At 55.6% G+C, this 20,788-nt stretch carries 18 protein-coding genes; 17 read left to right on the top strand and 1 reads right to left on the bottom strand.

Going from position 1 to position 20,788, the window contains the following annotated elements; translation table 11 throughout:
- Window positions 1–162: 162 nt before the first annotated feature.
- Window positions 163–2,376: an ATP-dependent Clp protease ATP-binding subunit gene (locus EKM90_RS08945; RefSeq protein ID WP_225422803.1), complete on the bottom strand. Its 2,214-nt coding sequence runs from the start codon at window positions 2,374–2,376 to the stop codon at window positions 163–165.
- Window positions 2,377–3,232: 856 nt separating this feature from the next.
- Between EKM90_RS08945 and EKM90_RS08950 the strand changes: the two genes are divergently transcribed.
- From EKM90_RS08950 to purN, 17 genes are all read left to right on the top strand, one after another.
- Window positions 3,233–3,424 (top strand): hypothetical protein, encoded by a 192-nt coding sequence (locus tag EKM90_RS08950; RefSeq protein WP_125581832.1) that lies wholly within the window; start codon window positions 3,233–3,235, stop codon window positions 3,422–3,424.
- Window positions 3,425–3,532: 108 nt separating this feature from the next.
- Window positions 3,533–3,799, top strand: coding sequence for a phosphocarrier protein HPr (locus tag EKM90_RS08955; protein ID WP_054665507.1), 267 nt, complete (start codon window positions 3,533–3,535; stop codon window positions 3,797–3,799).
- Window positions 3,799–5,529, top strand: coding sequence for a phosphoenolpyruvate--protein phosphotransferase (gene ptsP, locus EKM90_RS08960; protein ID WP_125581834.1), 1,731 nt, complete (start codon window positions 3,799–3,801; stop codon window positions 5,527–5,529). Before EKM90_RS08955 ends, ptsP begins: the two co-directional genes overlap by 1 nt.
- 117 nt (window positions 5,530–5,646) lie before the next feature.
- Window positions 5,647–7,356, top strand: coding sequence for a glycoside hydrolase family 13 protein (locus tag EKM90_RS08965; RefSeq protein ID WP_125581836.1), 1,710 nt, complete (start codon window positions 5,647–5,649; stop codon window positions 7,354–7,356).
- A gap of 38 nt (window positions 7,357–7,394) precedes the next feature.
- Entirely contained in the window at window positions 7,395–9,656 is a 2,262-nt protein-coding gene (locus tag EKM90_RS08970; RefSeq protein ID WP_125581838.1) for a family 65 glycosyl hydrolase domain-containing protein, read from the top strand.
- On the top strand, window positions 9,649–10,311 hold the full coding sequence (gene pgmB, locus EKM90_RS08975; protein ID WP_125581840.1) for a beta-phosphoglucomutase: 663 nt from the start codon (window positions 9,649–9,651) through the stop codon (window positions 10,309–10,311). The genes EKM90_RS08970 and pgmB overlap by 8 nt, the downstream gene beginning before the upstream one ends.
- Before the next feature lie 109 nt (window positions 10,312–10,420).
- Window positions 10,421–11,152, top strand: coding sequence for a hypothetical protein (locus tag EKM90_RS08980; RefSeq protein WP_125581842.1), 732 nt, complete (start codon window positions 10,421–10,423; stop codon window positions 11,150–11,152).
- Window positions 11,153–11,293: 141 nt separating this feature from the next.
- On the top strand, window positions 11,294–12,163 hold the full coding sequence (locus EKM90_RS08985; RefSeq protein WP_125581844.1) for an ROK family protein: 870 nt from the start codon (window positions 11,294–11,296) through the stop codon (window positions 12,161–12,163).
- A 180-nt stretch (window positions 12,164–12,343) separates the two neighbouring features.
- Entirely contained in the window at window positions 12,344–12,832 is a 489-nt protein-coding gene (gene purE, locus EKM90_RS08990) for a 5-(carboxyamino)imidazole ribonucleotide mutase (RefSeq protein ID WP_164507934.1), read from the top strand.
- Window positions 12,825–13,955 carry a 5-(carboxyamino)imidazole ribonucleotide synthase gene (purK, locus tag EKM90_RS08995; RefSeq protein WP_125581846.1) on the top strand — a complete coding sequence of 377 codons (1,131 nt, stop codon included), beginning with the start codon at window positions 12,825–12,827 and terminating at the stop codon, window positions 13,953–13,955. The genes purE and purK overlap by 8 nt, the downstream gene beginning before the upstream one ends.
- Window positions 13,939–14,661, top strand: coding sequence for a phosphoribosylaminoimidazolesuccinocarboxamide synthase (gene purC, locus EKM90_RS09000; protein ID WP_164507935.1), 723 nt, complete (start codon window positions 13,939–13,941; stop codon window positions 14,659–14,661). The genes purK and purC overlap by 17 nt, the downstream gene beginning before the upstream one ends.
- Complete coding sequence (gene purS, locus EKM90_RS09005) at window positions 14,654–14,914, top strand: phosphoribosylformylglycinamidine synthase subunit PurS (protein WP_125581850.1); 261 nt, start codon at window positions 14,654–14,656, stop codon at window positions 14,912–14,914. The genes purC and purS overlap by 8 nt, the downstream gene beginning before the upstream one ends.
- Window positions 14,911–15,594: a phosphoribosylformylglycinamidine synthase subunit PurQ gene (gene purQ / locus EKM90_RS09010; protein WP_125581852.1), complete on the top strand. Its 684-nt coding sequence runs from the start codon at window positions 14,911–14,913 to the stop codon at window positions 15,592–15,594. Before purS ends, purQ begins: the two co-directional genes overlap by 4 nt.
- Window positions 15,584–17,788 (top strand): phosphoribosylformylglycinamidine synthase subunit PurL, encoded by a 2,205-nt coding sequence (gene purL / locus EKM90_RS09015; protein WP_125581854.1) that lies wholly within the window; start codon window positions 15,584–15,586, stop codon window positions 17,786–17,788. Before purQ ends, purL begins: the two co-directional genes overlap by 11 nt.
- Window positions 17,773–19,227, top strand: a complete 1,455-nt coding sequence (purF, locus tag EKM90_RS09020) for an amidophosphoribosyltransferase (protein ID WP_125581856.1) — start codon at window positions 17,773–17,775, stop codon at window positions 19,225–19,227. Before purL ends, purF begins: the two co-directional genes overlap by 16 nt.
- Window positions 19,227–20,228 carry a phosphoribosylformylglycinamidine cyclo-ligase gene (gene purM / locus EKM90_RS09025; RefSeq protein ID WP_125581858.1) on the top strand — a complete coding sequence of 334 codons (1,002 nt, stop codon included), beginning with the start codon at window positions 19,227–19,229 and terminating at the stop codon, window positions 20,226–20,228. The genes purF and purM overlap by 1 nt, the downstream gene beginning before the upstream one ends.
- A complete protein-coding gene (gene purN / locus EKM90_RS09030; protein WP_125581860.1) occupies window positions 20,225–20,788 on the top strand; it encodes a phosphoribosylglycinamide formyltransferase in 564 nt (187 codons plus the stop codon). The genes purM and purN overlap by 4 nt, the downstream gene beginning before the upstream one ends.

The raw sequence follows: 20,788 nt of genomic DNA on the forward strand, positions 1-20,788 counted from the left end.
TATGCCCCCAGTCTCGAATTATCTGACTTCATTATAAGGGAACGGTGACCAAAAACCAAAACTTTCTCACTATTCTGTTATAACTCATCATTTTAATCGGCCACCCCCCGTTTAAATAACAAAAATGCCGCCAGTTTCAAGCTGAAACTGGCGGCACGTTTGTTACGCGGTAGCACTATCAGTGATGGCAATATCACCTTTTTCAATCCTAGCTTCAAGTGCTTTGGCTTGTGGGTGATCGAGATAGTAGTCTGCCACGCGGTCTTCGATTTGTTCCTGAATGACACGGCGCAGTGGGCGGGCCCCCATCGCTGGGTCAAAGCCCAGTTCAACCAACTTCTCTTTGACCGGTTCGGTGACTTTAATCGTCAAGCCTTGGTCTTTGATATTGGCATTGGTGTCGGCAATCATCAAGCTGACAATCTTCATCAAATCTGCTTTATCCAAAGCCTTGAATTCGACAATATCGTCGAAGCGGTTAAGGAATTCAGGTTTGAAGTAGTTGCCCAGCTGATTGAGCACGGACTTGGAGGTACCGTTAATCGAAGCGCCAAACCCGACGTTGGCTTCAGCGTCGGTGGAGCCGGCGTTAGAAGTCATGATGATGATGGTGTCCTTGAAGGAAACAGTGCGGCCTTGACTATCCGTCAAACGACCATCATCCAGAATCTGCAAGAACATATTCATTACATCAGGGTGGGCCTTTTCGATTTCGTCCAGCAAAATCAAGCTGTACGGATTACGCCGTACTTGCTCGGTCAGCTGACCAGCTTCTTCATAGCCGACATAGCCAGGAGGCGAACCGATGAGCTTAGACACGCTGAACTTTTCCATGTACTCCGACATGTCAAACCGGATCATCGCGTTCTCGGAACCAAATAGTTCTTTAGCCAGCTGTTTGGCCAGCTCGGTTTTACCCACGCCGGTCGGGCCGACGAACAGGAAAGAACCAATTGGGCGACCAGTCTTGTTGAAGCCAATCCGGTTGCGGCGAATGGCCCGCGCCACTTTTTCCACGGCCTGGTTTTGACCAATGACGTGGCTTTCCAGATCAGGGACGAGGTTCTTCAACTGTTGCTGTTCCTGCTCCTTGAGCTCGCCGACTGGGATATTCGTCATCTGTTCAACGATTTGTTCCATGTCCTTTTCGGTGACGGCAGGCGTATCGCTGTCAGCTTGCTTGGTGTCCGTTTGCTGCATTTTCTCCAGCTTGGACACTTGATCGCGGTAGAAGGCGGCCTTCTCGTAGTCTTCCTGCTTCAAGGCGTCTTGCTTTTGCTTTTCGGCTTCGTCGATTTTGGCCTGAATGGCTTTGGGATCAGCCACCGTGATGGTCAAATTCTTGCGAGAGCCAGCTTCGTCGAGCAAGTCGATGGCTTTGTCAGGTAAATAACGATCCTGAATGTAGCGATTGGACAAATTCACTGCGGCTTCAATCGCGTCATCGGTGTATTTCACATGATGATACGCCTCATAACGCGGCTGGATGCCTTTGAGAATCGCCATGGTTTCCTCGGGACTCGGTTCTTCCACCGTGACGGGTTGCAAGCGCCGGGCGAGGGCGGAGTCTTTTTCGATTTGGCGATATTCATTGGAAGTCGTTGCACCCACCAGCTGCAATTCGCCGCGGGCGAGGGCGGGCTTGAGCACGTTGCCGGCATCCATGCCGCCTTCAGCGTTACCAGCGCCGACGATTTCGTGAATTTCGTCGATAAATAAGATGATATTCGGGTTCTTCTTCAGTTCATCGATCAGCTGCTGCATCCGCTGTTCGAACTGGCCGCGGATCCCGGTGCCTTGCACCAGCGAAACCACGTCGAGTTGTACGACTTGGCGGTCTTGCAGTTTGGTTGGGACCTCACCGTTAGCAATTTTCAGGGCAAGCCCTTCAACCACAGCGGTTTTACCCACCCCAGCTTCCCCGATGAGGACAGGGTTATTCTTCGTGCGGCGGTTCAAAATCTCGATGACTCGGGCGATTTCACCATCCCGGCCGATGACCGGATCGATTTCGCCATTCTTCGCTTTCGCCGTGAGGTTCACGCCGAATTGACCTAAGACGGAGTTGCCGCCTTGGCCGCCGCGACCATTGCCCCCGCGGCCGTTGCCGTTACCATTGCCGCCGCGCCCGCTTTGAGTGGGTGGGGTTTGGTCTGGCTGGCCTTGGGCGCCATTAGCCATGGCGCGGAAGATGTCATCAAGGCTGTTGAAGCCGAACGGATCGTTACTTGCATTCGTTGGGTTCATATTGCCTCCTGCTTGTTGTTTAAGCTGCTGATAGCAGTTTTGGCATAGGTTGATTTCCTGGCGCTGACCATTAACACTGGTATACAGGTGAATGGTGGCCGGGTTTTGATGGCAGTTTTCACAGAGCACCGTTGTTCACAACCTTTCTTCTTCGCTTCCTCTGCCGCTTTGCAGAGTGGTCAAGAATTTTGACCTTCTTTGACCTTGGTTTAAGTTTACACCCTTCAAACCAAAATGCAAGCACTCTCGACCCTAGAGTGCTAATTTTTCTTACTTTTAGTTTGGAGAACGCGGGTGACGTTGGTGGTGGGCTCCGCCTGGGGCGCGAGGCAGCCAGTGCGGCCGGCCCGAGCCAAAAGGCGGTCTCGGGCCTAAAGTTGAAGCCAGCTTCGCTTCGCTCATTGCTGTCTTCAACTTTGCCGCGATGAGGACTGGTCAGCCTGCCAAATGCGCAGTCTGACTAGTCCTCATCGTTTCACGGCTAGCCTCGCGCCCCAAGCTCCGCTCACCACCAACGTCACCCGCTCGATTACAGTAGGGGTTACCTGCTGACCTTCCTGCTTTATCCTATAATCTGCAATCCTTTATTTGCCAAGTGTAGCGTAAAGGAGATGTCATTTGACTCAAGGCAACACGAAAAGTGAAGTCGTTACTGTTAGCTAGCGGGTGTGGTCGAGGTGGCAGAGAGGCGCGGTGGTGCGGCAGCGAAACAGTCGACACACGAGGAGACTGCGCAGCAGGCTGCTCCTGTGTCGACTGGGGGCAAATGGGAGACAGCGTTGAGCGTCCGCGATGCTGGCTCGCATTTGAGGCTGGAGACCGCCCTGTGGCTCCAGCCGACCCCGCAGCAGCACCACCGCGCCTCGGCGCTGCCTCGACCTCGCCCGTGGCCTCAACCACACTTTTTTGCTGTTAAACCCGGGTTGAATGACTAGTCATCCTGCCCCCTCTAGTCTAAAATAGTCTCCGGAGAGGGGGCAAGCGAATGGCACCTGATTACGTGCAAATGATGGACGATTTACGGGCTGGCAAGCTTGATGAAATCGAGATCACGCCAGAAACGTTCCTGGCTTTTCGTAGCGCCTGGACCAATTACCCAGCGCGCAAAGAAATCGTTGGCTCAGCTAAGCGTGAGGGCATCATTATTTATCACTACCAATCCGCAACGGATGAATAAAACCACAGCCACCACTTGCCGTGAAAACGGAATAATGGTAAGGTTTACAAGAAATAGAATGCCTCATTCTATTCGGCAAAAGTTTAAATACGAAGGAGCAGATTAGTCATGGAAAAACGCGAATTTAATGTTGTAGCAGAAACAGGGATCCACGCCCGTCCAGCCACCTTGCTGGTTCAGGCCGCAAGCAAGTTCAACTCAGATATCAACCTTGAATACAAGGGTAAGAGCGTTAACTTGAAGTCCATCATGGGCGTTATGAGCCTGGGTGTTGGCCAGGGTGCCGACGTTACGATTTCCGCAGAAGGCGCTGATGAAAAAGAAGCCATCGCTGCAATCGAAGAAACGATGAAAAAGGAAGGCCTGTCCAACTAATGACAAAAGAACTTAAAGGGATCGCGGCAAGTGATGGCGTCGCTACGGCGAAGGCATACCTCTTAGTGCAACCCGATTTGTCATTTTCAAAGTCCACGATTGATGATGCACAAAAGGAAATCGACCGGTTGCACACCGCCCTCGATCAAAGTAATTCGGAACTGGAGACCATCCGGGCCAAAGCGGCTGAGTCATTAGGGGAAGAAGAGGCGCAAGTCTTCGATGCCCACATGATGATTTTGGCTGACCCAGAGTTTACCGGGGCCATTGAAACTCAGATCAAAGACGACAGCGTTAACGCTGAATCAGCGTTGAAGTCAGTTTCCGACGGTTTTATCACGACCTTCGAGGCTATGACCGACAACCCATACATGCAAGAACGCGCAGCGGATATCCGCGACGTGTCCACGCGTGTGTTGGCGCATTTGCTTGGTCGTTCGTTGCCGAACCCAGCGTTGATTGATTCAGAAGTCATCGTGGTTGCCCACGATCTGACCCCATCTGATACCGCTCAGCTGAATAAGAAATTCGTCAAGGCGTTCGTGACCGATATTGGTGGCCGGACTGCGCACAGCGCCATCATGGCTCGTTCTTTGGAAATTCCAGCTGTCGTTGGGACAGATGAAGTGACCAAGGATGTCACCAACGGCCAAACCTTGACGGTTAATGGCTTGACTGGTGAAGTCACCATCGACCCGAGCGCCGACCAAATCGCTGCTTCCGAAAAAGCCGCCAAAGATTATGCCGCCCAGAAGGCAGAATGGGCTCAGCTGAAGACAGCTAAGACCATCACCGCCGATGGTAAGCATTTTGAACTTGGGGCCAATATTGGGACGCCTAAGGATTTGGATGGCGTACTGGCCAATGGGGCTGAAGCCATCGGTTTGTACCGGACTGAGTTCTTGTACATGGATTCTTCTGAGCTACCAAGCGAAGAAGACCAATTCCAGGCTTACAAACAAGTCTTGGAAGCCATGAATCCAAAACCAGTCGTTGTGCGAACCATGGACATTGGTGGCGACAAGAAGCTGCCATACCTGCCACTGCCAGCTGAAGACAACCCATTCTTGGGTTATCGTGCGATTCGCATCAGCTTGGACCGGCAGGATATCTTCCGCACCCAGTTGCGTGCGCTCATCCGGGCGTCTGCCTTTGGTAATCTGCGGATCATGTTCCCAATGATTGGGACAATCAACGAGTTCAAAGCGGCCAAGAAGATTTTCTTGGAAGAAAAGGACAAGTTGGTTCAAGAAGGGGTCAAGGTTTCCGACAACATCCAAACCGGGATGATGATGGAAATTCCTGCCGCTGCGGTTTTAGCCGATCAGTTCGCCAAGGTTGCCGACTTCTTCTCAATCGGGACTAACGACTTGATCCAGTACACGATGGCTGCTGACCGGGGTAACGAACGGGTTTCCTACCTGTATCAGCCATACAACCCTTCCATTTTACGCTTAGTCAAGCACATCATCGACTCGGCACACAAAGAAGGCAAGTGGGCTGGCATGTGTGGGGAAGCCGCTGGCGACCCAATCATGGTGCCAATCTTGATGGGCATGGGGCTCGACGAGTTCTCCATGTCAGCAACGTCTGTTCTGCGCGTGCGCAGCCAGATGAAGCACCTGTCTGCTGAATACATGCAGACGCTGGCAGAACGTGCCGTTACCGAATCCACCACGAATGAAGACAACGAAAAGCTCGTTGCCGAATTCACCGCGGAAGATAAGTAAACCTGTTCTGCAGAACCACCGCGAGTCATCGCGGTGGTTTTTTTGATTCCAAGTGGTTTTACTTGTCGCTTTGGGTAATATTGCGTAATCTGAAAGCGCATACAAGGAGGCAAAGTGATGAATACAGCAGCGCTGAAACATCGACCAGATTCAGAGGATTGTTATTTGCTGGGGCCAAACCGGGTGGAGGTGCGCTTTCACACAGCCAAAGGCGATGTCGCCCAAGTGAATTTGCTATATGGCGACCCGTACTTGACCGCGGCGGCAGAGGACGATCCAGTGTGGGTTTACCACACTCAGCCGATGACGCGCGTAGCCACTGGGGCGACTGATGACCACTGGACCCTGGCTGTCACTGTGCCCTATCGCCGCATGCAGTACCTATTTCAAGTGGTGGGGGTGGATGGCACGGTGCTGCTGGCCACCGACCGCGGTGTGCGCCCTGATACGCCGGTCAATCGCCGGCGGGATGGCTTTCGGCTACCTTATTTGCATGTCATCGATGCTGCTTGCCCGCCAGCGTGGGCGGCAAGCACCGTGTGGTATGAGGTTTTTCCGGAGCGGTTTGCCAACGGAGAAGTGAGCAATGATCCCGCTGGTACGCGCGCTTGGGCACCTGACGCGCACCCGAGCCGGACGGATTTTTTCGGTGGCGATTTGCAAGGGGTGCTCGATCACTTGGCGGATCTGGAGGCGCTTGGCGTCAATGGTCTTTACTTTTGTCCGCTGTTTACTGCGCCGTCCAATCATAAATACGATACGGTTGACCACTACGCGATTGACCCCGCTTTTGGCGATAAGGCTTTGTTCGCGCAGGTGGTGAACGCAGCCCATCAACGCGGGATGAAGGTGATGCTGGATGGGGTGTTTAATCACCTCGGGGCGCAAAGCCCGCAGTGGCAGGATGTGGTCAAACACGGCCGCCAATCGCGGTTTGCCGGGTGGTTTCATCTGCACAGTGATGTCATCTCGCCGGTGCCGCAATATGACACCTTTGCCTTTGAAGCCAGCATGCCCAAATTAAACACCGCCAATCCTGAGGTGCAGGCGTATCTGCTTGGAGTCGCGACCTATTGGCTCAAGCAGTTTGACATCGATGCCTGGCGGCTGGATGTGGCCAATGAGGTGGATCATCATTTTTGGCGGCGATTCCGGGTAGCGGTGCATGCCGTCAAACCCGATTGCTTGATTCTGGGGGAGGTCTGGCATTCCAGTCAGCCGTGGCTGAATGGCGATCAGTTTGATGGGGTGATGAATTATCCTGCTACCGAAACCATTTTGGCCCATTTTCTGACCGGCGAGCTAGCTGCGCCGGCGCTGGTGGCGCAGCTGGCCGATCAGCGCATGTGGTATCGCACCCCGATCAATCAAGCCATGCTGAATTTGCTAGATTCGCATGATACCCCGCGGCTGCTCACGCTGGCTGATGGCGACCAAGCCTTGGCCTTGCAGACACTGGCGTTTATGTTCCTGCAGCCGGGGATGCCAGGGCTGTATTACGGTACGGAAATGGGGATGACTGGTGGGCCAGATCCCGATAATCGGCGGCCAATGGCTTGGCTGCAGCTCGGCAGTGTTTGGTGGCAAAAGGTACAGGCCGTGGTGCGTTATCGGCGGCAGCACGCGGGGACTTTGGATACAGGTGAGGTTCAACTGATGGTGACTGCGCCAGGTTTGATCCGCGTCACTCGGTCAGGTCTGGAGCAAATCGTGGGTTATTTCAATACCACGCCCAGGCCGGTCGCGGTAGTGGCGGCTGCTGGACTCAGCCAACGATACCAGGATGGCATCTTGGCGCCAAAGGGCTTTGTTATCGGTCAATTGTAGAGGCAACTGGTAAGAGACGTGAAAGCGAGGGTGGAGCGATGAACAGGCTGTTTGACCTTGACCCATGGGTGATTGGCACCCATGCCTTGGCACCGGCGCACAAGCGGCTGCAAGAGAGTTTGACGGCGATGGGCAATGGCTACATGGGAATGCGTGGGAACTTTGAGGAAGACTATTCCGGCGACACGCTGCTCGGCACTTATCTAGGTGGCGTCTGGTTTCCCGATCAGACGCGGGTCGGGTGGTGGAAAAATGGGTACCCGCCGTATTTTGGTAAGGCCATCAATGCGCCGAGTTTCATTGACCTGCAGTTCACAGTGAATGGGGAGCGGGTGGATTTGGCGAAGGGACGGTATCGCGATTTTTCGTTAAGCCTAGATTTGCACCAAGGCTTGCTGACGCGCTCCTTCACCTATGAGGTGGGTCAGGCTCAGGTGCAGTTTACCTTCCGCCGGTTCCTAGCGCTCCAGATGAAGCAGGCGGCGTTCATCGAAGTGGCGATTCAGGTGTTGCAGGGCCAAGCTCAAATCGAGTACGCTGCTAAGCTGGACGGCAATGTGGTCAATGAAGACAGCAACTATGACGAGCGGTTTTGGGTCCCGGTGCAGGCAGACGCCGCGGCCAACTCGCTTCAGATGGTGACGAAACCCAATCCCTATGAAGTGCCGCAGTTCACCGTGTTTTTGCAGCAGGCGCTGCGGCTTAACGGCCAACCACTGGCGGCTAAGGTGGCGGCTAGTCCGGGCCAGGTGGTTGCCACTGGCCATTTGCGCTTAGCGGCCGGTCAGCAAGCAGTGCTAGAAAAAGACGTCATCGTGCTAACCAGCCGTGATATCGCCCCAAGCCATCAGCCAGCGGCGGCGCAAGCGTTGATGGCCCAGCTGCAGCAGCAAAGCTTTGCCGAAGCGTTGGTTACGCAGACCCAGCTGTGGGCCCAGCGCTGGGCGCAATGTGATGTCGTCATCACCGGCGATGTCGCTGCCCAGCAAGGCATTCGCTTCAATCTGGCCCAGCTCTTGATGACCTATGATGGCTCAGATCCGCGGCTGAATGTTGGCCCGAAAGGCTTTAGCGGCGAAAAGTATGGTGGGGCGACGTACTGGGATACGGAAGCCTACGTCTTGCCAATGTACCTAGGCATTGCCCCTCCGGCTGCGGCGCGGGCGCTGTTGCAATATCGGTATGATCAATTGCCTGGGGCTTACCACAATGCCCAGCAGCAAGGGTTAAAAGGCGCGTTGTATCCGATGGTGACCTTTAACGGTCTGGAAAGTCACAATGAATGGGAAATCACTTTTGAGGAAATCCACCGCAACGCCGCCATCGCCTTTGCTATTGCGCAATATACGCGCTACACCGGGGATGAAAGTTATGTGAATCAAAAGGGCATTGCGGTATTGGTGGGAATTAGCCGCTTCTGGGCGGACCGGGTACATTTTTCTCAGCGCCACGGGCAATACATGATTCATGGGGTCACCGGGCCGAATGAATACGAAAATAATGTCAATAACAACTGGTACACCAACCGGATGGCGGCGTGGACGCTTGAGTACACCTTGACGCGGCTGCCGCAAGCGGACCGCGCGGTAACTGCCAGCCTAGAGGTGACGACGGCCGAGCAAGCCCAGTGGCAAGCCATCATTGAGCACATGTACTATCCGGCAGATGAGGCCCTCGGGATTTTCGTGCAACACGACACCTTCTTAGATAAGGATTTGCGGCCGGCCAGTACAATCCCCACGGCAGAGCGGCCCATTAATCAGCATTGGTCCTGGGATCGGATTTTGCGCAGCCCGTTTATCAAACAGGCGGATGTGCTGCAAGGGCTGTATTTTTTGAATGATGAATTCACTTTTGCCCAAAAACAACGCAATTTTGATTTTTATGAACCCCTAACAGTCCATGAAAGTTCCCTGTCACCGGCAGTGCATGCGATTTTGGCGGCAGAGCTGGGGCAGCCAGCGAAAGCGATTGAACTTTACCAGCGCACGGCTAGATTGGATCTGGACAATTACAATGCCGACACTGCCGATGGCCTGCATATCACGGCCATGACCGGGGCCTGGCTGACAATTGTCCAAGGTTTCGCGGGGATGCGGTATGACCACAATCAGCTGCGGTTTGACCCGTTTTTGCCGCCGGGCTGGCAGGCTTATCGGTTCCAGCTGAATTACCGCGGTCGGCTGTTGGCCGTGGCGGTGGGTGCCTCGGTTCAGGTCAGTTTGCTGGCAGGTGCGCCGCTAGATGTGATGGTGAGTGGCGTTATGCAGCATTTAGTTAAGGAGGAAGCGGATGCTTAAAGGATTACTGTTCGATTTGGATGGTGTGTTGGCGGATACGGCGCAGTATCATCTTCTGGCGTGGCGCGAGCTGGCTGAGCGGCTGAACATCGACTTGCCAGCCGCCGCCGATGCGGATTTGCGCGGACGGTCGCGGCTAGATTCGCTGAACCTACTGCTACAGTATGGTCATGAATTGGAACAATTCAGTGCGGCAGAAAAAGCGAGTTTGATGGCAGACAAGAATCGCCATTACCAAGCGTTGGTGAAACGCCTGACGCCGCAAGCGTTGCTCCCGGGGATTGCCGACCTGCTCGCCGCAGCTCAAGCCGATGGGGTCATGATGGCAGTCGCTTCTTCCTCGCAAAATGCGCCACTAATTTTAGACCAACTTGGCATTGCCGATTTCTTCGCCGGCGTGGCGGACCCGACCAAGGTGCAGCAGGGCAAACCGGCGCCGGACATTTATCAGGCGGCACAGGCGCTACTGGGTTTGGACGCGGATGAGGTGATTGGCTTTGAGGATGCGCCGGCAGGGGTGGCGGCGATCAAGGCGGCCGGCCAGTTTGCGGTGGGGATTGGTGATGATTGGGTGCTGCGCGCAGCCGATATCATTGTGCCGAACACGGCAGACCTGAATTATGGACAATTAAAGCAAGCCTTTAATGCCGAGTAGGCGACTGGTGCCAAGCCCAAAGGCGGCGGTTTGAAACGAAAATATTTCTCACTAAGCGTAGGCAAGCGCTATCACATCCGCTATACTACAATTAGAAAGAGGTGTGAATATGAGGAGAAAACCATTACTAGCCGCTTGTGTCTTGCTCCTGTTTGCCGCTGGCTGCGGCAAGCAGGCTAGTGCCGCGACGCCCAAGCCGCAAGCTGCCGCTTCCAGTCAAACGGCCAAACCGAAACCAATTCCTGGCACTTCGCCGACCCAGCTCAAGACCCTGGCGCGGCAAACCGAAAAAAAGCTACCAGGCGTGAAGTTTCCTCATTTCACGCCGTTTTCTGATGAGGAGACGCTCCAAGTAAAGGCCAGCGGTAACGTGAGTGACTACTTGCTGAGTTTCACAACCGCCCAGCAAAAAGCGGCGCTGGCGCCGTTGATCCTGCAAAAGCATACGCCGACCAGTACCGCGGCAGCCGATCAGGCGGATGCCGCATTAGCTTACCAGCCGCTGGTGGGGACTGCAGTGCGATTGGCCAATGACATCACCGCCTACCTGCAGCAGCAAGCAGACCTGAGCACGTTGACTTGGCACCAAGGGCATTATGCCATCACGGTCAAAACCGCTGATGGGGTTGATTACGTCAAGGTGCTCGCGCAAAACATTGATAATTTTATTCACAACAATACGCTGCCGCTGGCGCAACGCGGCGCCATTGTGATCGATACCACTGCCGCGGGCCGCGGCAATACCGTCAAATGGCGGGAGCTCAGTGCTTACTACACGATTAGCGGGATCAATCCAATGCAAACGCTGCGGCTAGCGTTTGGGGTTGGGGAAAAAGCTTAATTCGACGAAAATGACTCATCCTTGGTGATAACGCCAAGGCTGAGTCGTTTTTTGGGGTGAAGGCGAGCTTTCGTTGACAGCGCTGTCACCAACGGCTAGACTGTATTTGTATATACAAATGTGTAACGGGAGATGGAGCAGATGGAACTAGCTGTAATCGATATTGGTGGGACCTCAATCAAGTTTGCCCGGTGGGACGGTGAACAACTGCAAGATCGGTTCGCTGAACCGACCCCTAAGGACTTAGGCGGCTTTTATGACTGCCTGACAGCAGCAGTGGCCAAGATGAAAGCCGGTCACAATCTCAAAGGGGTGGCGATTTCCTCCCCAGGGGCGGTTAATCAGGCCACTGGCGTGATTGAAGGCGCCAGTGCTTTGCCTTACATTCACAACTTCCCGATTCAGCCAGAATTGGAGCAGCGTTTTGGCCTACCGATGGCCTTTGAAAATGATGCCAACTGTGCGGCTTTAGCCGAAGTGAAAAGTGGGGCCGCAGTGGGCAAAAACCGCGTGGCCATGTTGGTGCTAGGCACTGGCGTCGGCGGGGCGTTGATTGCCGACGGAAAAGTCGAACATGGCGCCCATTTGCTCGGCGGCGAATTCGGCTTCATGCTGCAAAATGGCCGCTCAGTGTCTGAGCAGGCCACCGTGGTCCACAGCGCTGAAGCGTATGCTAAGCGCACCGGGGAGAAAATCACCGGCGAGGAAATGTTCCAGCGGGCGGCCAATGGCGACCGCGTGGCCCACGAGGAAGTGGAAGGCTTCTATGAAGCGCTGGCGCAGGTGATCTTCAACCTGCAATACAGCTATGATCCCGAGCTGTTCCTGTTGGGCGGCGGCGTGTCGCGTAATCCAGAGCTCCTGCCAGGGATTGAGCGGCACATGGTCAATGTGTTCAAGGCCATCGAGATTGCTTCGCAGCATCCGGTGATTAAGATTTGCCATTATGCGGAAGCGGCCAACTTGATTGGTGCGGTGGCCAATTTTGAACAACGGCATCCGGAAAAGTAAATAGAACCCTGTCTTGACAGGCTTTTAGCGCTAAACCGACGCTGAAAGCCTATTTTTTGTGCTTTTACTTTGGCTAAAACACGAACAATAAATCGAATTACAATTAAAATAATTTGTATTTTCGTTGAGATTCTCAATTAACCATGATAAACTCAAACCAATCAAAGAAAGCAGGTGACCATCTTGACCGTCGCAGTCGTGATGGGATCAACTTCGGATTGGCCGACCATGAAGCAGGCCACGGCGTTGTTATCCCAGTTGGGTATCTCCTTTGAAAAGCACGTGATATCAGCACATCGCATGCCAGACACCTTAGGCGCGTTTGCCAAAAGCGCACGCGGGGCAGGAATTGATGTCATCATTGCTGGTGCCGGTGGTGCAGCGCATTTGCCAGGCATGCTGGCGGCGAATACCACTTTGCCCGTGATTGGGGTTCCGATCAAAACCCGAACATTGAATGGCGTCGACTCACTCCTGTCCATCGTGCAGATGCCAGCTGGCGTACCGGTGGCCACTATGGCGATTGGTGAGGCCGGGGCGAAGAATGCGGCGCTGATTGCAGCAGCGATTTTAAGCGTGCGTGATCAAAGTGTGGCTAAACGTCTGACCGCCTTTCGGCAGGCGCAAACGTTGGCGGCCCAAGAAAGCGAGGCTCGGCTCGATGACTAAGGTGATTTTACCGCCGGCTACGATTGGTATTGTCGGTGGCGGCCAGCTCGGGCGCATGATGGCGCTGGCGGCCAAAGCCATGGGCTACACGGTGGGCGTGCTGGATCCCACCCCGCATGCGCCAGCCGGCCAGGTGGCGGATTTTCAGCTACAGGCAGCCTACGATGATATCGCCGCGCTGGACGAATTGGCCCAGCGGAGCGACGTGTTGACTTATGAATTCGAGAATGTGGATTTAACCGCACTTGAAGCCGCGGAGCAATATGCGGCCTTGCCGCAAGGGACGCGGCTGCTGGCGATTACCCGCGACCGCATCACGGAGAAGACGTTTCTCAAAACCACCGGCGTGCCAACGGCGAATTTTGCCGCAGTGCCAGATGAGGAAGCCTTGATTCCGGCCGTGCACGAAATTGGGGTGCCAGCGATTTTGAAAACCACCACTGGCGGCTATGACGGGCATGGTCAGCAAGATATTAATAATGAAAAGGATTTACCTGCCGCTCGCGCGTTGGTTGCGCAAGGGCCTTGTATTCTCGAGGCGCGAGTGGCCTTTTCGCGTGAGTTGGCCGTGATGGTGACCCGGGACGGCAACGATGCCGTGCGCTGTTTCCCAATTGTGGAAAATCATCATCAGGACCATATCCTGCATACGACCTTGGCGCCGGCGCCGCATTTGAGTCGGTTAGAGGAGCACCGCGTGGTGGAAATGGCCACTAAAATTGCGACTGCGTTGGATTTGCGCGGGGTGCTGGGGGTCGAAATGTTCGAAAGTGAAACCGAGATCCTTGTCAATGAACTGGCGCCCAGACCGCATAATTCTGGCCACTACTCGATTGAGGCCACGAATTTTTCTCAGTTTCAGGCTCATATCCTGAGCATTTGCGGCTTGGCCATTCCACCAATCACCTTAACTGCCCCGGCGGTGATGCGGAATTTACTGGGTGATGACTTGGCGCAGGCGCGCCGGCTGTGGCCGCAACATCCTGAGTGGCATCTGCATGATTACGGTAAGGCCGAAAGTCGCCCTGGTCGCAAAATGGGCCATTTGACTGTGTTAGGGGGCACGTTGGAAGAACGTTTAGCATCCGTTGCTTTAGAGGAGGAACATCTTGAAGAAAACTGAATTGCTGTACAGCGGGAAAGCCAAAGACGTGTTTGCCACTGATGATCCAGCCGTGCTCTGGGTCACGTATAAGGATCAAGCCACTGCATTAAATGGCAAAAAGAAAGTGCAGATCAGCGGTAAAGGGGCGCTGAACTTACAGATTTCAACCCTTTTGTTCAAGGCTGTGGCAGCGGCCGGCATTCCGACCCATTACCTGAGCACCCCAGATGACCAAACCATGCTGTGCAAACGGTGCGAGATGGTTCCGCTGGAAGCAGTGGTGCGCAACTTTGCCTCGGGTAGTTTTCAGCGTAAGTTCCGAACCGAACCTTTGTTGCCCTTGCAGCCTGCTGTCCACGAGTTCTACTACAAATCTGATGCGCTAGACGACCCTTTTGCCAATGACGAGCAGATTATCGCTCTAGGGTGGGCCAAGCCCGCCACCCTAAAGGCCATACATGCGCTTTCCGATCAGGTCAACCTGGTGCTGCAGGCGCAGTTTAGCGCTATCGGCATCAAGCTGGTGGACTTCAAGTTGGAGTTTGGGTGGCTGGCTGACGGCACCTTGGTGCTAGCCGATGAACTGTCCCCGGATAACATGCGGCTGGTGGATGAAGCCACTGGCGAGTCGCTGGATAAAGATGTTTTTCGCAAGGAGCAGGGGCCACTGACCCCGGTGTATCAAACGGTCTTGGATCGCCTGAAAGGAGCCGCTCATGTTTAAAGCAGAAATTTATGTTAGTTACAAACCCTCCGTCCTAGATCCCAAAGCGGAAGTGATCAAAAACACCTTGGCCCGCATCGGGGATGACAATGTCGCCACGGTATCGGTTGGCAAATACTTCGAGCTCACCTTGACCGCACCAGATCAAGCCGCTGCCGAGGCGCAAGTGGATCGAATCTGCGATGCAATGCTGGCCAATGTCAACACGGAAGCCTACCACTTCACGGTGAAGGCACTGGAGGCGGCGCAATGAAGGCGGCAGTGCTGAGTTTTCCCGGTTCGAACTGTGATGACGATTTACTGCACGCCGTCGGGACGGTACTGGGGCAAACTGCGGTGAAAGTGTCCTCTCAAGCCACCGACCTAACCGGTTATGATGTGGTCCTGGTGCCAGGCGGCTTTTCTTACGGCGATTACCTGCGCTCCGGGGCCATCGCCAAGTTCGCGCCGGTGATGACAGCGCTCAAGGCTTTCGCCGCGGCGGGCGGGTATGTGCTCGGTATCTGCAATGGGTTTCAGATTTTGACGGAAGCCGGACTGTTGCCGGGGACTCTGCAATGGAACACGAGTCTGCAATTCATTTGCGAACCAGAGCCGCTGTTGGTGGCCAATCATCAAACCGCCTTCTCTCAGGCCTATGCTCAGGACCAAATCATCACGCTGCCCATCGCGCATGGGGAAGGCAACTACTATGCCGACCCGGCGACCTTGGCGCAACTGGAAGTCAATGGCCAAGTGGTGTTTCGCTATCTGCACAATCCCAATGGCAGTTTGAATGACATTGCCGGGCTGACCAATGAAGCAGGCAATGTGCTCGGCATGATGCCGCACCCGGAGCGGGCCGCTGAGGCACTGCTGGGTAGCGTCGACGGGTTGGGCGTTTTTCAATCCCTGATCCAAGCCACGAAAGGAGCCGCCATCCATGCAAACTGAACCCACCCCAACGGTTATCAAAACGACCAAGCCGTATCTGGAATGGGGCTTGACGGAATCTGAATATGACCGCTTTGCTGAGAAACTCGGGCGCCTGCCGAATTACACGGAAATCGGCCTCGCCAGTGGTATGTGGAGTGAGCACTGTGCTTACAAATACAGCAAGCCAGTGCTGAAAACCTTTTGGACCAAAAATGATCGCGTACTGATGGGGCCAGGCGAAGGCGCCGGCGTGATTGCCATCGGGGAAGGCAAGGCCGTGGTGTTCAAAGCCGAAAGCCATAACCATCCCAGCGCCGTGGAACCGTATCAAGGCGCAGCGACTGGAGTTGGCGGCATCATTCGCGATATTTTCTCGATTGGCGCTAAGCCGGTGGCGATTTTGGATGCCTTGGCCTTTGGCTATCCCAAAGATGCCCACACCAAGCAGCTGATCGATCAGGTGGTCGCCGGCATCGGTGACTATGGCAACGCCATCGGCATTCCCACGGTAGGTGGCGAAACCCGCTTTGCGCCGACTTACCAAAATAATCCGCTGGTCAATGCGATGTGTGTCGGCGTGATGGACGAAAGCGCCATTCAGCGCGGCAAGGCCGCTGGGGCAGGCAATGCGTTGATTTATGTCGGCGCGAAAACTGGCCGCGATGGCATCAACGGCGCCAGTTTTGCCTCTGGTGATTTCTCGACGGCAGAAGATGCAAATCGCTCGGCGGTTCAAGTCGGCGATCCCTTCATGGAAAAACTGTTGGTCGACGCCTGCCTTGAAGTGACCCGCGACCACCAAGCGGCTTTGGTGGGGATGCAGGACATGGGCGCCGCCGGCTTGGTGTCCTCCACCGTGGAAATGGCCGGCAAAGCCAACAGTGGCATGACGCTGGACTTGGATCTCATTCCCCAGCGCGAGCCAAACATGACCCCGTTTGAAATTATGCTTTCGGAGTCGCAAGAGCGAATGATGCTGTGTGTGCGCACCGGGCATGAAGCCGAAATCATTAAGGTGTTCAAACAGTATGACCTCGACGCGGTGGTGATTGGCCGCGTCAGCTTCGACCATCAATACAAGCTGTTGCAGCATGGCCAAGTGGTTTGCGATGTGCCAGTCAGCCTGCTGACGGATGATGCGCCGGTGTATCACCAAGTCGGCGTTAAGCCCGCCCGGTTGGCGCAACCTGCGGCTGATTTTGAGCCTGGCGCGATTGATCTGAAAAAGACACTTGAGGCGGTGCTGCAAGATCCGAACGTCGCCGATAAAACCGCGATTTTCCGCCGCTATGATGCCCAGGTCCAAACCAACACCATCGTCGGGCCTGGTGGGGGCGCTGCCGTGATTCGCGTGCGCGGCACGCACCGAGCGCTGGCGCTGACCACCGATTCGAATGGTCGGTACCTGGCCTTGGACCCCGAAATTGGCGGCGCCATCACAGTAGCTGAAGCAGCGCGTAATCTGGTGGCCACTGGCGCTGAGCCGCTTGGCATTACCGACTGTCTGAATTACGGCGACCCGACCAAGCCTGAGCAGTTCTACAGCCTGGCAGAATCCGCCAAGGGTATTGTCGCGGCGACCAAGGCGCTGAACACCCCGGTGATTTCCGGGAATGTGTCGCTGTACAACGAAACCGACGGCGAAGCGATTGCGCCGTCACCGATGATCGGCATGGTGGGCTTGATTGAAGATTTAACCGCCATCATGAGTCCAAGCTTCAAAGCCGCCGGCGAGTCCGTTTATGTGATTGGCCAGACCCAGGCCGATTTCAACGGTAGCCTGCTTCAGCAAATGACGCAAGGCGAGGTCAGCGGGCGTTTGCGGCCACTGGACTTGGCGCAGGAGCAAGAAAACCAAGCCTTGGTGCTGCAGGCTATTCGCCAGCACCTCGTCTCCGCGGCGCATGATGTGAGTGACGGCGGTTTGCTGACGGCCTTAGCAGAAATGAGCTTTGGCCGCAATATTGGCGCTGCGGTGGCGGCGGCCTGGGCACCGGCATGGTGGTTCAGTGAAAGCCAAGGCCGTTTCGTGGTCAGCGTACCGGCGGCAAATATCGCCGCCTTTGAAGCATTAGCTGGGCCTTTGGCGACGCGGCTGGGTCGCACCCAGCCAGGTGAGCTGACGGTGCAGGCAGCCGGACAAGCGATGGCCGCCAATGTCGCGACCCTAAAGCAACTTAACAAGGAGGCCCTGGCATGGCAGCTGAAATAAAGAGTCTCAATGAAGAATGCGGCGTGTTTGGCGTCTGGGGGGATCCTCATGCCGTTGAGCTGACCCATCTGGGGCTGCATACCCTGCAACATCGCGGGCAAGAAGGGGCCGGCATTGTCGGCCGCACGCCGGCGGGACTACGGCGGCATTATGGCTTTGGCTTGGTGTCTCAAGTCTTTGCTCATCCCGAGGACTTGCAAGCCTTGCGCGGCCCAGCCGCGCTGGGGCATGTGCGTTATTCCACTGCCGGGGGGCGGATTTTGGAGAATATCCAACCGCTGCTGTTTCGGTTTGCCGATGGTGCGGTCGCCTTGGCCCATAATGGCAACCTGACCAACGCCATGAGTTTGCGGGCCAAGCTTGAAGCTAGTGGCGCGATATTTCAATCGACTAGCGACACCGAAGTCTTGATGCACCTGCTCCGCCGCAGCCCTCAGCCGACCTTTGTGGAGCAGTTGAAAGACGCTTTGACCCAGGTCCATGGCGGCTTTGCCTTTGCCTTGCTCACGGAACACGGTTTGTACGCGGCCTGCGATCCCCAGGGCTTTCGGCCGCTGGTGGTGGGGCAGTTGCCTAGTGGCGGTTATGTGGTGTGCAGTGAAACGGCGGCGCTAACCGCAGTCGGGGCGGAGCTGATCAAAGACATCGCGCCAGGGGAACTCATCAGCATCACCGACCAAGGCCTCGAAAGTCAGGCTTACACGGACAAGACCCAGCTGGCGGTGTGTGCCATGGAATATGTTTATTTCGCCCGGCCGGATTCCGAAATTCACGGGGTCAATGTGCACCAGGCCCGCGTGGCCATGGGGCGGCAGCTGGCCAAGGAGCAACCGGCCGAAGCCGATATTGTCGTTGGCGTGCCGAACTCGTCGCTTTCGGCGGCCTTGGGTTACGCGCAAGCTAGCGGTATTCCTTATGAGCTGGGACTGGTCAAAAGTCAGTACGTGGCGCGGACGTTCATTCAACCCACCCAGGCGCTGCGTGAGCGCAGTGTCCGCATGAAACTCAGCGTGCTGAAAGCCACGGTGGCCGGAAAACGCGTAGTGCTGGTAGACGATTCCATTGTTCGCGGCACCACAGCGAAACAAATCGTGCAACTGCTGAAGGAGGCTGGCGCGAAAAGCGTGCACCTGCGCATTGCCAGCCCGCCGTTGCGCTTCCCATGCTTTTACGGCATCGATATTCAGACCACCAAAGAATTATTCGCTGCTAACCACAGTGTGGCGGAGATGAAACGCATTCTCGGGGTGGACAGTTTAGGCTTTTTATCGGTGCAGGGCTTGGAAGACAGTGTGGGCCTGCAAACCACAGCGCCGCATCGCGGTTTGTGCGTGGCGTACTTCACCGGCCAGTACCCAACCCCGCTGGATGATTATGCGGCCAATTTGCATGAGGAGCTGGCTTGCTTGTCGATGGATCTAAGTGAGGTGAATGCGTAATGGCTATGGATTATAAAGCCGCCGGTGTCGATATTGAGGCGGGCAACGCCTTAGTGACCAACATCAAAACCGTGGTGGCGGCCACCCAGGATGCTAATGTGCTCACCGGGCTTGGCAGTTTTGCCGCGGCTTATGCCTTGCCGCAAGTGCCGGAGCCTGTGCTGGTCGCCGCCACGGATGGCGTCGGCACCAAGTTGCTCCTAGCGCTGCAGTGTGATCAACATGACACCATTGGGATCGACTTAGTCGCCATGGTGGCTAATGATCTGATTGCCGATGGCGCCAAGCCACTCTTTTTCCTAGATTACATGGCCACCGATGAGTTGCAAGTCGAGCGGGCCGAAACGGTGATCAAAGGCATTGCCTATGGCTGCAGCCTCGCTCACATGGCCCTGATTGGCGGCGAAACCGCTGAGATGCCTGGCATGTATCCGCAGCATCATTACGACTTGGCCGGGTTTGCAGTGGGGCTGGCCAGTCGCCAGCAGCTCTTGCCTAGGCACGTAGCGGCTGGGGATGTGCTGATTGGCTTGCCGAGCAGCGGGGTCCACAGCAACGGCTTTTCGCTGGTGCGCAAGCTCTTGGCGGAAACCAACCTTGGCACCATGCCCTTGAGTGATGGTACGGAGATCCGCGCGGCGTTACTAACGCCGACCCGGATTTATGTTGATACCGTGTGGCCACTGATTGAGGCGAACTTGATCCATGGCGCCGCCCACATCACTGGCGGCGGCTTCACGGATAATGTGCCCCGGATGCTGCCTGACGATTTGGCCGCGCGGCTGACGCCTTGGCCTTGGCCGGAGCTCTTCATCCGCATTCAGCAAGCAGGGGCCTTATCGGATGCCGCCATGCGGCAAACCTTCAACCTTGGCATCGGCATGGTCCTGGCAGTGGCGCCTGAGCACCGCGCGGCGGTGCTACAAGCGGTGCCGCATGCCAAAGTTATCGGTCAAGTGGTGCCTCGCACCACCTCCGCCGTGGAATGGGAGGAACAATGAAACGCTTGATTGTTTTTGCCTCTGGCAGTGGCACCAACTTTGAGGCCTTAGCTGCGCATTTTGCCCATTCTCAGTTGGCCCAGATTGTCGCCGTGGTGTGCGATCAGCCTAAGGCCCCAGTACTGGCGCGGGCGGCGCGCTGGCAGATTCCCGTCATCATGGCAGAATACGGCGGGACCCCGAAAGCAGCAGTTGAACAAGCGGTGATTGAGCAACTGCCGCCAGCTGATTTGTTGGTCCTCGCCGGGTACATGCGCATTATTGGCAAGACGCTGCTGGCGGCTTTTCCCAATCGCATCATCAACTTACATCCGGCCTTGTTGCCAAGCTTTCCTGGCCGCACTGGCATTGAAGATGCCTATGCTTACGGCGTGAAAATCACCGGCGTCACGGTGCATTATGTCGATGCGGGCATCGATTCGGGGCAGATTATTGCCCAGGAGCCGGTGAGGATTGCTGCCGGTGAGCCGCTCGCGCAAGTGGCAACCGCGATTCATGACGTGGAACACCGCCTCTTACCGCAAACCATTGATACTCTCATCAAAGAAGGAGCGATTTAA

The sequence above is a fragment of the Lacticaseibacillus suibinensis genome (genome assembly GCF_003946175.1).
Taxonomy (GTDB): domain Bacteria; phylum Bacillota; class Bacilli; order Lactobacillales; family Lactobacillaceae; genus Lacticaseibacillus; species Lacticaseibacillus suibinensis.